This is a genomic window from Staphylococcus equorum, from assembly GCF_029531845.1.
In the GTDB taxonomy this organism is placed as follows: Bacteria; Bacillota; Bacilli; order Staphylococcales; family Staphylococcaceae; genus Staphylococcus; species Staphylococcus equorum_C.
Map to the genome: position 1 here is coordinate 126,213 of NZ_JAMBPV010000007.1, position 14,259 is coordinate 140,471.

Consider the following 14,259-nt stretch of genomic DNA (forward strand, 5'->3'; position numbering starts at 1 on the left):
ACGAAATCGAGATAATATATAAATAAGGAGTTTTATTATGACAAACAATCAATTATTAGGTATACACCACGTAACTGCAATCACAGACGATGCAGAAAGAAATTATAAATTTTTCACTGAAGTTTTAGGTATGAGACTTGTTAAGAAAACAGTAAATCAAGATGATATCTATACGTATCACACATTTTTTGCAGATGATGTAGGTTCACCAGGAACAGATATGACATTTTTCGATTTTCCTAATGTGCCTAAAGGTACAGGTGGAACAAACTCAATTTCACGTTCATCATTCAGAGTTCCAAATGATGCAGCGCTTGAATATTATGAACAACGATTTAATGACTTTGAAATAAAACATGATGGTATACAAACGCTATTTGGTACAAAAGTATTACCGTTTGAAGAAGTGGATGGCCAAAGATACCAACTTGTTTCAGATGAGCATAATACTGGTGTGGCACCGGGTACACCATGGAAGAATGGTCCAGTCCCAATAGACAAAGCTATTTATGGATTGGGACCAATTGAAATTACAGTAAGTTACTTTGAAGATTTCATCAAAATATTAGAACAAGTCTTTGGTATGAAAGTTAAACATGAAGAAGATAACGTTGCAATACTAGAAGTTGGAGAAGGTGGCAATGGTGGACAAGTAATCTTAAGAAAAGATGCAGAAGGGCCAGCATCACTTCAAGGCTATGGTGAAGTGCACCACGTGTCATTTAGATTAAAAGATCATGAAGCAATTGAGCAATGGATGGAAAAATATAAAGAAATGGGCATAGGTAATTCTGGCTTAGTGGATAGATTTTATTTTGAAGCTTTATATGCACGTATTGGTCATATATTAATTGAAGTATCTACAGATGGCCCAGGTTTTATGGGTGACGAACCATATGAAACACTTGGAGAAAGTCTAGCACTACCACCATTTTTAGAAGAACAACGTGAATATATTGAATCAGAAGTCAAACCATTTAACACAAAACGCTAAAGCACTGGCATTTTAAAAATTGTATAGGTAAATAAGAAGGGGGAAAAATTATGGAAGCAATTCAACACATTCACCATATTTCAGCTATTGTAGGTAATCCAGAAGAAAATATTGAGTTTTATAGAGATATATTAAATTTAAAATTAATTAAAAAGACAGTGAATTTTGATGACCCGTCTACGTATCATTTATATTTTTCTAATGGTAACGTCGATAATGGAACGATATTAACGTTTTTCAATTGGCCAAATGCACACAAAGGTCGTATTGGTGCAGGACAAGTAGAGAGAATTGCATTTAGAATTCCAAAAGATGCTATTGCAGCTTGGGAACAACATTTGCAAGAAAATGATATAAATGTAGAAAGAACACAGTTATTTGATAAGGAAACGTTAGAGTTTGATGATATACATGGTCTGCCATTGGCACTTGTTGAAGGCGAAACAAATACAGATAATGACAAAGACATTATTGGTTTTCATGGTGTGACGATGTTGTCGATGGATCCAACAGCGACTGCACGTACCTTAACAAATGATATGGAATTGTCACAAGTAAGTGAAAACGATGATTATATCCATATTGAAACAGCTGGAGATTGGCAACATCACGTCATGGTTAAAAAAGTCGCACCGGAAGAAAATGTACGTTGGGGTGTTAGCGTTGTACATCACATTGCTTGGTCTGTACCTACAGATAAAGATCATCGTGGCTGGCAAGTGAAAATGACAGGAAAAGGTTACCACGTAACAGATGTTAAAGACCGTAATTATTTTAATGCAATTTACATGAAAGAACACGGTGGTATCATTTTTGAATTTGCGACAGAGGGTCCAGGATTTACCGTTGATGAACGATTTGAGGAACTTGGTACACATTTGATGTTACCACCTCAGTATGAAGATAAAAGAGAAGAACTTTTACGCCATTTACCTCCAATTAGAATATAGTGATTTATGATAACAGTAATTATACACAGTTGCAGGTTGAATGAACATAATACAACAATTAAAGGAGATGTCGATATATGGAACACATTTTTAAAGAAGGCGAAGCAAACGCACCTACATTTATTTTATTACATGGTACAGGTGGGGATGAAAAAGACTTGTTACCATTAGGGGAAGTCTTGAATTCTAATTATAATGTACTAAGTATTAGAGGAGAAGTTTCTGAAAATGGGATGAATCGCTATTTTAAACGTCTTGGAGAAGGAAAATATGATATCGAAGATTTAGAATATAGAACAGATCGTTTAATTACATTTTTAAAAGAAGCGGCTGATAAATACAACTTTGATTTAGCTGAGGCAGTACCAGTAGGATTTTCAAATGGCTCAAATATTGCAATTAGCATGATGTTACATGATGATATTACATTTAAAAAAGCATTGTTATATGCACCACTTTATCCAGTAGATTTAGTGAACAATAAAGATTTGAGTGATGTAGATGTATTGCTTTCTATGGGAGAAAACGATCCAATCGTTACTGTAGAAGATAGTAAAAATGTAATTGATATTTTTGAAAGTCGTGGAGCAAATGTAACACAAGTTTGGGTCAACAGTCACGAATTGACTCAAGCAGGTATCCAAGCAGGTCAAACAGTATTAAATCAATAATATAAAATAGTAAAAGATATTCAAAATTAAAATGACAGCAAGAATTAGAAGGCATAAACTTCATGTGTGTAATATGGTGCATGTGATAGTTTATGACTTCTTTTTATCTATAGATATAAGAAATTCACTCTCAAAAATAGAGTGTCGATAGTCTTCGACTCGTGCTATTCTCACTGGAGTCAGCACAAAGCACTGCCATTATTTAAATATAAAAAGCAATGAGGCTAGGACATAAATACATGTCTTAGCCTCATTTATTATATTGGCAGTGCCTGACTGAATTGAAAATGCGCTTATATCAAGCTTTTAAAGAACTTCGGCTCTTATATTCCATTTTTTAGTCAGCTTTGCCGGGGTGGGACGACGAAATTTTTTAGATAAATTAGATTTCTGTCCCGCTCCCTTTGTTTACGTTTTGAAATAAAGTAATTTTTTTCGAAATATAGACTTCGATTTTCTGTTATTCAGGTTTATTTTTTAGTATCCCTTTAATAAATATCGGAATTAATAGAATGAAACCGAAAATACCCATGATAGGGAATACTTTGCCTATCAATTCGATAAAGCCAATAAAAGTTGTAGCAAAAGTAATGATTGCCATTATGATAATTAAAATGTAATACGATTTACTATAAGGCTCAGTAAAGCGTGAGGCAAATGCATACATTAATCCTACGACTGTGTTATAAATAACTAAAATCATAACGATAGCCATAAACACACCAACAAAAGGAGAAATATGATTTGCTAGTAATAATGATGGGAGTGCAACACCTGTAATTTGAGCAAACTCTGTAACCATTCCGAGATTGAGCATTAGTAATAAGAAGGTGATGATAATACCACCAAAAATACCGCCCCAAATAGTTGATTTCTCAAATTTTAAACGTCCGCCCATTACTGAAAGAAAACTAAAAGCAGCAGCAATTTGTAAACTTCCGTAATTGATTGCGTCGAACCACCACCATTTGTCTGTACGTCCTTCACTGTTTGCATAATCGTCAGCAGCCTCAAAATTAAATTGGCCAGTTGAAAAATAATATATTGCAATAATCGTTACAATTAAGACTAAGAATGGGGTAACCATACCTAATACAGTAATTAAGCGATCAAATTTTAAAAATAAGGTTAATAAAATAACTAAAACTAATAAAAATGAGCTAAGACCATATGGAATATCAAAACTTTCGTTAATTGTAGATACGCCACCTGCAGTCATAATCATTGCTAATGCAAATAAAAATAATGTTAATATGATATCAAATATCGTAGCAATTGTACGAGGTAAGTAAAATTTAATTGGTTCTGTATGATTATGTGAACGGAGACGATAACCTGTGTTCAGTACAAACACACCGCCAACAGTAATAATCAAGCCAGTAATAAAAACACCGTAAACACTAAAATTACCGTTACTTGTAAAAAATTGGAAAATTTCTTGCCCTGTAGCAAAGCCAGCACCTACTACGACGCCAACAAAGGCAAAAGCAACAATAATAATTTCTTTTAATTTATTCATATTGTTTTGAATCCTTTCATGACAATTCATTTTCTGAATTAGGTTATGTTAGTTAAAAAACATCACAATAATTAATTCTACCTTAAAAAAGAAGAGAAATAAACATGAAAGTTTATTGGGTGTAGACATTTGTATATCAGGAATGTACTTGACAAGGGGGGGTTGGAATAGAGATACGATTAAAGTGAAATATGTGTGGGTATACAATGAAGGTCATTTTAGTGCGTTAAACTAAAAATTTTGATAGTATGTTTTTTTGTTAATAAATTTTTGAAAGAATGAATACAAAAGTTGTTGATATTAAATATAGAGAGAGGGAGTTATGTGACTTTACTAAACTTACCGTTAACGTTGCTCATTGTTATATTTTTAGCGCTTGGCATCTTTAGCCAATGGTTTGCTACTAGAATTAAATGGCCATCAATTGTAGTTATGGCAATCGTTGGGTTGCTTGTAGGACCGATATTTGGTCTGATTAATCCTCAAGAAAGTTTAGGACAAGAAGTATTTAGTCCGTTAGTATCATTAGCTGTAGCAATTATCTTATTCGAAGGTAGTAGTAATTTAGACTTTCGTGAATTAAAAGGTATTTCCAAGGCAGTGATGCGTATCATTACTGTAGGCGCTGCGATTGCTTGGGTCTTAGGTTCAATTGCCTTACATTATGTATTAGGTTTCTCATGGGCAATTTCACTCGTCTTAGGCGGTCTGTTTTTAATAACGGGTCCTACTGTAATCCAGCCGTTGTTAAAACAAGCTAAAGTCCGAAAAAGTGTAGATTCAATATTAAGATGGGAAAGTATCATACTTGATCCTATTGGACCTATGTTAGCACTCGGCGCATTTTATGTGTTTCAAATATTTGAACAGGGCTTTGAATTGCAAATTATATTGAGTTTCGTCTTACGCTTCTTAGTAGCTGTAGTCATCGGTTTTGGCGCATCATACTTATTTATGTGGTTGATTAAACGTGATTTAATCCCTCAAAATCTCATGCCACCGATTCAATTAGTATTTATTTTATTAATATTTGCTATTTGTGACGAAATTTTACCAGAATCTGGCTTACTTGCAGTTACAATATTCGGTTTAATGATGGCACGTATGAAACGTCACGATTTAATATTCAAAGAATCTGATCATTTTATTGAAAATACGTCATCAATCATGATTTCAACCGTCTTTATTTTAATTACGTCCTCTTTAACATTAGAAGTATTAAAGAGTGTCATGTCGTGGAAATTATTTGTTTTCTGTGCAATTATGATTATTTTAATTAGACCGATTTCAATAATACTCGCTACTATGAGTACAGAAATTTCAAAACTTGAACGTGCAATGGTATCTATGATGGCGCCACGTGGTATTGTAGTTCTCACGGTTGCTCAGTTTTTTGGTGGCCTATTTGTTGAGAAAGGTACACCAATGGCTGAATTTATCACGCCGGTTACTTTTGGATTGGTGTTTATTACCGTAGTGATTTATGGTTTTAGTTTCTTACCACTGAGTAAAGTTATGAACCTTTCAAGCACAGAACCACCTGGTGTAATCATTGTAGGGGAAAGTGAATTTTCTTTTCATCTCGGTGCAAAATTAAGAGAACATAATATCCCAGTTATGGCATTTAATTTATTTAAAAATACGTCCCAACGGTCACATGATTTAGATTTTGAGATTTTTGAAGGCAATTTATTGTCTAGTAATGATCGTATTTATGCAGATATGACACGTTACAACAAATGTTTACTTATGACGCAATCATTTGTATTTAACAGTCTAGCATTTAATGAATTAGTCCCAGAATTTGGTTTGAAAAATGTAGATATGATGCCCGTGTCGTTTAGTGATGAACATGCACGAAGTAATGTGGATGGGCCAATCAAAAATCATATTTTGTTTGATTGGAATTTCACATCACGTTGGTTTAATCGTTTTATTAAAGATCATAATATTATAGAAGTGCCAGTATCTTGTAAAAACGAGTTAACTGAAAATGACATGATACTTTATCATATTAGTGATGATAAAGTCGTAACATTTAAACGTGGTAATAATAATCCTGTAGAATCAGAAAAAGGGATGATTGGTTATTTGAAAGATGCTTATTTACATCAAAATATATAGAAAAAATCCATTTGCGCAATGATTTATTGTTAGCAAATGGATTTTTTATGCGTTTATTTAGTTGTTTTAATTTACGAAGCGGTCGTGCATTAACTCTTTCAAAATATCAATTTTTTCTTGAATTGTTTGGCCTGTATTCGTGTCGCGTATTTTTTTACGTTGTAGTTCTTTATCTACAACACGGCGGATCGAAAGTTCATCAGCACCGTTAAGCAGAACATGCTCTTTTGAATTAAAATGTTTATGAGCCACAAGCTGCATACCGAATGAATTATAAAGTAAGGTATAACCTGCGATGCCAGTTGTTGATTGATAAGCTTTTGAGAAGCCACCGTCGATTACAATCATTTTACCTTCTGCTTTAATCGGATTCTCACCATCAATTTCTTTTACAGGGGTATGTCCGTTGATAATATGGCCTTGTTCAGGATCTAATCCAAAGTCTTTTAGCATTTTTTTACACATATCTACATCTTCACGCAAATAATAATATGGGTTTTTAGCTTCTTTATGTGCTGATTTATCACTAATAAAATAACGTTCGAAAGTAGTCATTGCACGTTTACCAAATAATGAAGAATATTTCCCAGTCCATAAATACCAAACGAGGTCAGTTGCTAAGTCATCTTCAATTTCCTTGTTATCGAATGCTTTTCTGACGTGAGTTTCAAAGTAGTCTAGTAAATTACGGCCGTAACGTTTCTCACCGTCTATTGTCATAGATTCCATTTCACCATTTTCATCTACAGGAATGCAACCATGGATAAGTAAATTACCGTTATATGGCAAATAAAGCTTTCCTTTTTGCATTAAGAAAGTCATGTGACGTTTTAATTTTTCTGATTGTTGCACAGATAATAATAAATTGTTCATCACTTCTTCTTCTTCTTCAAGCAATTTATTAGGGTCTTCAGGATCGATTGTTTGGAAACAAGTGTTTTCTAACGTGTAAGTCTTGCCATACAATGTTGATTCATTTTTTGCATAGTCGATACTTTCTAACACTAAACGCTCTTCCATTTCGAATGCTGGACGACGTTTAATAATAGGTGCTTCTAATTTAAACTGTATGATTGCGATAGCTTGATGTATTCTCGTTATTTGTTCTAATTCTGCTTGCATTAAATCCTGAGGGTTTTTAGGTTGAAACGCTGTATTATTACCATCATAGTACTTTTCAGCAAGTGTTAATAAAGGGCGTAAATTAATACCATAGGCATCTTCAATGATATCTAAGTTATTGTAACGTGCACAAATGCGTAGTAAATTAGCTAAACAAACCTTAGAACCAGCGTATGCTCCAATCCATAAAACATCATGATTTCCCCATTGAATATCTACTGAAGGATAATCAATAAGTGTTTCTAAAATTTTATCAGGTTCTGGCCCACGATCATAAATATCGCCCACAACATGTAAATGATTAACTACTAAATGTTGGATAGTAAATGACAGGCCGATGATCAAATCATCAGATTGTTCAAGCTCAATGATTTGATTGATTAATGTTTCGTAATATGAATGTTTATTATTATATTTATTACTTTTATACAGTAATTCTTCAATAATGAAGACATAGTTTTTAGGTAGTGATTTACGTAATTTTGTACGTGTATACTTTGATGATGCATATGTAATCAGTTTAATTAAACGATTAATTGTCGTTACATACCACTCATCTAATTCAGTTTTAGAAGAAAAATTATTTTTTACTAATTTTAATTTTTCTTCTGGGTAGTATACGAGAGAGGAAAATTCATTGATTTCTTTACGTGTCAAAGTATCTTGGAAAATATCATTAATCTTTGATAGGACATTTCCTGAACCATTGCGTAGCACGTGTTGGAAAGCGTGGAACTCACCGTGCAAATCACTGACAAAGTGTTCTGTACCTTTTGGAAGTTCTAAAATAGATTCCAAATTAATGATTTCTGTGGCCAATTCTTCTTTTGAGTTGAATTGTTCTGAAAGTAAATCTAAATATCTGTCTTTTACGCTCTTATCCGTTGTTTTACACATGATTTATGTCACTCCAGTTGTATAATTTTCGTAATGCTTTGTATTACAGCTATGTAAAACGCTTTCATTATATAGTTTTTATTGTAGCATTAATTTGAATTATTATGTCCATTTCTTATTATATTATTAACTGTTCATAAATTCTAAAAAACGGCTTAATAATGTATGAATGATAGCAAATGTATACATGAGCTTATAAATAAAAAAGTACGATTATTACAAAAAACAATGTAAAATAACATGTTACTCAAATACAGTAAAAACGATATTTATATAAAAGTTGTGGGAAACATACATTTTCGTGAATTGTAAAACGAGATTAAAAGCACCAAAAGAGAACTATTACACTTTTAATTTTAAGTGTTAAAAACGCTTATGTATCAGTGTCCAAAGTGCCATAAAGCCCTTTTAACAAAAAATGGAAGAAAAAAGTTTCTGATAAGTGGTTTAAAATCTCTCTGATTTTTGTATAATGAATGCATGTGACAAAATCATAAAATAAAAGGGAGTTTGTTCAATGTTTACATTGGGAGCATCATTACAGAGTCAAGTAGACCCGAACTGGCAAACGTATATTATGCTAATTGCTTATTTCATTGTTTTATTAGGCATAGGTTATTATGGCTTTAAACAATCAACAGGCAATGTAAGTGAATATATGTTGGGCGGCAGAAACATTGGTCCATATGTAACAGCGCTATCCGCAGGGGCATCCGACATGAGTGGTTGGATGATTATGGGGCTACCTGGGGAAGTTTATACTACTGGGCTATCAGCAGCGTGGTTAGCGATTGGCCTAACTATAGGGGCATACATAAACTATATTGTTGTAGCACCGCGTCTCCGTGTATATACAGAGAAAGCTGGGGATGCGATTACGCTACCAGATTTCTTTAAAAATAGATTAGATGATAAATCTAACTCTATTAAAATAATTGCCGGAGCAATTATTGTCGTATTCTTTACGCTTTATACTCATTCTGGAATGGTTTCAGGTGGGGTGTTATTCGAAAGTGCATTTGGCATGAACTATCATGTAGGTATGCTAATAGTAGCAATTATTGTTATAGCATATACATTCTTCGGTGGTTATTTAGCCGTATCATTAACAGACTTTTTCCAAGGGGTCGTTATGATTATTGCTATGGTAATGGTACCGATTGTTGCTATGATGCAATTAAGTGGATTTGATACAATATCACAAGCAGCAGAATTAAAACCTACAAACTTAGATTTCTTTAAAGGGACAACAGTGATAGGTATTATTTCATTCTTTGCTTGGGGATTAGGTTACTTTGGTCAACCTCATATTATTGTACGTTTCATGTCTATTAAATCGATCAAACAATTACCGACAGCAAGACGTTTTGGTATCGGTTGGATGGCAATCAGTTTATTAGGTGCAGTAGGCGTCGGCCTTACAGGTATCACATTTATCAATCAAAGTGGTACTGATATACAAGATCCTGAAACGCTATTCATTTTAATGGGACAAATTTTATTCCATCCACTCGTTGGTGGCTTCTTACTTGCTGCTATTTTAGCCGCAATTATGAGTACAATTTCTTCACAATTGTTAGTGACATCAAGTTCATTAACAGAAGATTTTTATAAATTATTCCGTGGTGAGAAAGCAGCCAAAGAACATCAAAAAGAATTTGTTATGGTGGGACGCTTATCAGTAATCGTTGTAGCACTTATATCACTTTGGATTGCTTGGACACCAAACGACACGATTTTAGGTCTTGTAGGTAATGCATGGGCAGGGTTTGGTGCAGCGTTTGGACCACTTGTACTATTGTCATTATACTGGAAAGGTTTAAGTCGTACTGGTGCAGTAAGTGGTATGTTAGCAGGGGCAGTTGTAGTAATTATATGGATTGCGTTTGTTAAACCACTAGGTGAAATCAATGATTTCTTTAATTTATATGAAATCGTACCAGGCTTCTTAACAAGTTTAATTGTAACGGTTGTAGTAAGTAAATTTACTAAAAAACCTGACATTGATGTTGAAGGGGATTTAGCAGATGTACGTCAAACTGTTAACGATGCTAAAAAGCAAAAATAATACATAATTTAAATAAGGGGTTTAAATTATGAATTCAAAATTAAACAAGTAAGCTAAATGAAGTTTTTATATTGATTATAAAGTCACTCATTTAGCTTAAAGCGGGAGAAATTATAGATTATAAAGACTAACTTCAAAGGGGGAGTTAGTCTTTTTTTATGGATTAATTTGGTTTCAAAATAGGATGAATTTTGCTAGGTTACTACACAGTACTTTTTGAATAGTTTATATATAAATTATTCAATGTTTGCTTTCTTTAGTTTGAGGTATTAAATAAAGATAATGATTAGCAAGGGGGATGAAAAGATGGTTACTGTAAATGCGATAATGAAAATTGATCCGTCAAAGCGTGATAAGTATTTAGCACTAGTTGAACCGCTTGTGTTAGCAGCTAACAAAGAAGAAGGCGCTTTGTATTATGCACATTTTGAACGCACAGATGAGCCTAATACATTTGCTTTTATCGAACAATATGAAAGTGAAGAAGCTTTAGAAGTGCACAACGGTACAGAGCACTTTCAACACTTTTTCAAAGAAGTTAGTCAATATTTGATTACAAAACCAGATATTAAAGTTTCTCAAACTAAATAAAATACCATTTCACAATAAGGGTCTAAACTTACATAATCTCGTGAGTTTAGACTCTTTATTCCTTTTTATATGATTAATTAAAACAGTAAGCTGTTGTAGCGTAATATAATGGTGTATAATTTCATATTGGAAGCAACTATAATAAAAATACCCCTATTTTTAAAAAGTGCGTAATACATTTTAATAAGGAGAGAAGAAATAATGTTGTATCAACACGGAACCCTAGGTACGTTGATGGCAGGATTGTTAGAAGGCACTGCTACAATTAACGAAATTTTAGAACATGGTGATTTAGGTATAGGAACGCTAACTGGCTCTGATGGTGAAGTTATTATATTAGATGGTATTGCATATCACGCCAATGAACATGGTGAGTTTAAACAATTAGAGGGCCACGAAATGACACCGTTTTCTACTGTTACCCCATTCAAAGTAGATAAGCGATTTGATGTTCGACATATCACTGACTCTGAAGCAGTGTTGAATGAAGTTCAACATCAAGCTGCAAGTAACAATATATTTATAGCTGTTAAAATTACCGGTAAATTTGAAATGATTCATGTCAGAATGATGCCGAAACAAGAAAGACCTTATACAAAATTAATAGAATCAGCTAACAGACAACCTGAATATACACAAGAACAAGTGCACGGTACGATTGTAGGATTTTATTCGCCACAATTATTTCATGGCGTAGCTGCAGGAGGATTTCATTTACATTTTGTTGATGAGAATAAAACATTTGGCGGTCATGTCTTAGACTTTGAACTGAATAGTGGTTCAGTAGAACTGAGTAATATAGCAACGCTAGAACAACACTTTCCTGTGAATAATGATGAATTTTTAGAAACAGATATCGATTATTCAAGCGTTCATGAAGATATCAAAGAAGCAGAATAAATAACTGGATGCTATAAAAAGTATTTAGAGATCATACAAACAATGAAATGATTATGATATTGTCCAATCAAATACGCCAAAATATTTTTGAAAAAGTGTTAAAATAGTAAAGTGATGTTTTAAGTTGGACATGTGTAATTTTTATGATTATAAAAAATATTGAATTGTTAATAAGCTGAGATAAATAGGCTACATGTGTTTACGACTTAATGAGACTGGGATATAAATACAACATACTATGTCGTAAATGTAAATTTGAGATTACACAGTAGCTGTCTGATATCTAAATGCGCTTATATCAAGTTTTTTAGATATCTAGTCAGCCTTGTGGGGGTGGGAATACGAAATCAAATTTCACATTTTTGATTTCTGTCCCTCTCCCATTTTTATATGTGCTTTCTGAACACTTCAATTTGTAAGGCGCACACGTATTAAACTAATGAAAAATAAAATATTAAAGGAGATGAACACCAACATTGATTAAATATTTAAAGTCACTTGTTCGATTCAATTCTATGAAAATCGATGTTGCTAAAGGCTTAAGGCAAGGTATATTAATGTTTATTCCACTCATGATTGGTTATTTAATGGGTCATCTTGCTACAGGATTATTAATATCTACCGGTACTTTAGCACATATATATGTATTTGGTGGGTCATCCAAATCCAAACTACGTATAGTATTTTTCTCATCGATAGGGTTATCCATAGCGATGATATTAGGTACGCTCACGGTAAGCCAACCACTTATCTTTGGTGTATTACTACTTATTGTTACGGTGGTCCCATATTATATATTTAGTTCATTAAATATACCAGGACCTTCGTCGACATTCTTTATTGTTGCCTTCAGTTTACCTTTCAATTTACCTGTAGCTCCAGAAGAAGCTTTATATAGAGGACTAGCTATGTTTGTTGGTGGTTTATTAGCGATGTTAATTGTTACTATCGTTATACTAACCTCTAAAGAATCTGCAGAGTCAAAAGCCATTAAAAATGACTATAATATCATTAAACAACTTATTTATAATTTTGATGATCCGAAAGCATTCGCTAAAGCGTCACAATTCGCAGTGACTGCTTTTAGAAACTCAGATACTCAATTGATTACTTCCAGTACTGCCAAATCTAAAGAGTCACCAGAATTTCAACGTTTGCTGCTACTTCATAATACGGCGCAAGGTATTCATTCAGAATTATTAGAGTTGAATGAAAAGAACACACGTCCATTACCTAAAGAGATTAAAGAAATGGCAGATTTTGTAATTAAACTTGTATACTCAGAAGGTAATTTCAAAAAACAATGGACAAAAGCAGTAGAAATTGATGACCAATATCAAAATTTAGTTGATAATATATTCAAAGTAGATGCAATCATGAATGCGGATAGTAAACGTGTTGAACATGAAATTGATATTCGTGTTCCTATATATGGACACCGTATGATAACTAATTTAACACTGGATTCATTTGTGTTTAGAAATACATTACGCTATACAGTTATTATGGCTATTTCAATCTTTATAGCGCTTATGTTTGGTTTTGAAAAAGCATATTGGATTCCTTTAAGTACACACACAGTACTATTAGGTTCAACAACGCTACATAGTTTTGAGCGTGCTGGGTCTAGAGGCGTCGGTACAATTATAGGTGTGCTTGTATTATCTCTTATTTTATTATCGACGCCACCATTGCCAATTGCGATTCTCTTGTTAGCAGCAGCAGCAGGTGTGACAGAGGTATTTGTGGGTGCTAACTATTCCTTCGCTGTTATTTTCATAACGATTCAAGTGATCTTGTTGAATGGTATAGCAGCAAACCACTTAACAATTTTAATTGCCTTGCCACGTGTGATTGATGTAATTGTTGGTATTGCAATTGCTGTTATTTGTTTACTCGTAATAGGTAGAAAGACAGCTTCATCCATGTTACCAGCAACACTTGCAGACGTTGCCAGGGACGAGGCAATATTATTCCATTACTTGTTTGCAAGTAGTAAATATTCATCAAGAGAACAAGACAAACAAGAAATGCTTCAGTTAAGCGTGAAACTCAATAATATGAAGCAAGTATATAACAGTGCAAATGGTGAACTGTTTAGTAATAAGATGGTCATCCAGTATTATTATCCGAGTATTTATGCCTTAGAAGAGATTAGCTTTATGCTTACGAGGGCTTTGAGTAATGAAGAAAGGTATCATATAGATGATGAAACAATGGGCGAATACTTACTTATTTTTGAAAATATAGCAAAACATTTTGAAAGAGGTTCGCATATTAAAGTACAAGAAATACCAGAACTACCGCAGTATATGCATATTAAAACATCATTGATGAGTATTCAAAATAATTGTATGAACGCAAGACAAAAAGTGAGTCTAGCACAGGTTTAAAAAGCAAGCCAACCTTACGATGAATGAAAT

Annotated in this window: 10 protein-coding genes; 8 read left to right on the plus strand and 2 right to left on the minus strand. The window is 33.3% G+C overall.

Annotation, left to right across the window (positions count from 1 at the left end):
* Positions 1 to 37 precede the first annotated feature (37 nt).
* From mhqE to mhqD, 3 genes are all read left to right on the plus strand, one after another.
* On the plus strand, positions 38 to 994 hold the full coding sequence (gene mhqE, locus M4L39_RS10015; RefSeq protein WP_277581885.1) for a ring-cleaving dioxygenase MhqE: 957 nt from the start codon (positions 38 to 40) through the stop codon (positions 992 to 994).
* A gap of 50 nt (positions 995 to 1,044) precedes the next feature.
* Entirely contained in the window at positions 1,045 to 1,944 is a 900-nt protein-coding gene (locus tag M4L39_RS10020) for a VOC family protein (protein ID WP_277581886.1), read from the plus strand.
* Between the two features lie 77 nt (positions 1,945 to 2,021).
* A complete protein-coding gene (mhqD, locus tag M4L39_RS10025) occupies positions 2,022 to 2,615 on the plus strand; it encodes a methylhydroquinone degradation carboxylesterase MhqD (RefSeq protein ID WP_277581887.1) in 594 nt (197 codons plus the stop codon).
* Positions 2,616 to 3,075: 460 nt separating this feature from the next.
* Here the strand turns inward: mhqD and M4L39_RS10030 are convergent, their stop codons facing one another.
* Complete coding sequence (locus M4L39_RS10030) at positions 3,076 to 4,134, minus strand: YkvI family membrane protein (protein ID WP_277581888.1); 1,059 nt, start codon at positions 4,132 to 4,134, stop codon at positions 3,076 to 3,078.
* Positions 4,135 to 4,458: 324 nt separating this feature from the next.
* Between M4L39_RS10030 and M4L39_RS10035 the strand changes: the two genes are divergently transcribed.
* The gene (locus M4L39_RS10035; protein WP_277581889.1) at positions 4,459 to 6,258 is read left to right on the plus strand and encodes a cation:proton antiporter; all 1,800 of its coding nucleotides are present in this window, start codon (positions 4,459 to 4,461) and stop codon (positions 6,256 to 6,258) included.
* Between the two features lie 66 nt (positions 6,259 to 6,324).
* Here the strand turns inward: M4L39_RS10035 and M4L39_RS10040 are convergent, their stop codons facing one another.
* Positions 6,325 to 8,277: a fructose-1,6-bisphosphatase gene (locus tag M4L39_RS10040; protein ID WP_277581890.1), complete on the minus strand. Its 1,953-nt coding sequence runs from the start codon at positions 8,275 to 8,277 to the stop codon at positions 6,325 to 6,327.
* A 517-nt stretch (positions 8,278 to 8,794) separates the two neighbouring features.
* Here M4L39_RS10040 and putP point away from each other — a divergent pair.
* From putP to M4L39_RS10060, 4 genes are all read left to right on the plus strand, one after another.
* Entirely contained in the window at positions 8,795 to 10,345 is a 1,551-nt protein-coding gene (putP, locus tag M4L39_RS10045; protein WP_277581891.1) for a sodium/proline symporter PutP, read from the plus strand.
* 306 nt (positions 10,346 to 10,651) lie between these two features.
* Positions 10,652 to 10,936: a putative quinol monooxygenase gene (locus tag M4L39_RS10050; RefSeq protein ID WP_277581892.1), complete on the plus strand. Its 285-nt coding sequence runs from the start codon at positions 10,652 to 10,654 to the stop codon at positions 10,934 to 10,936.
* Positions 10,937 to 11,137: 201 nt separating this feature from the next.
* Positions 11,138 to 11,836 (plus strand): acetolactate decarboxylase, encoded by a 699-nt coding sequence (gene budA, locus M4L39_RS10055; RefSeq protein WP_277581893.1) that lies wholly within the window; start codon positions 11,138 to 11,140, stop codon positions 11,834 to 11,836.
* Positions 11,837 to 12,312: 476 nt separating this feature from the next.
* Positions 12,313 to 14,229 (plus strand): FUSC family protein, encoded by a 1,917-nt coding sequence (locus M4L39_RS10060; RefSeq protein WP_277581894.1) that lies wholly within the window; start codon positions 12,313 to 12,315, stop codon positions 14,227 to 14,229.
* The last annotated feature ends 30 nt before the right edge of the window (positions 14,230 to 14,259 follow it).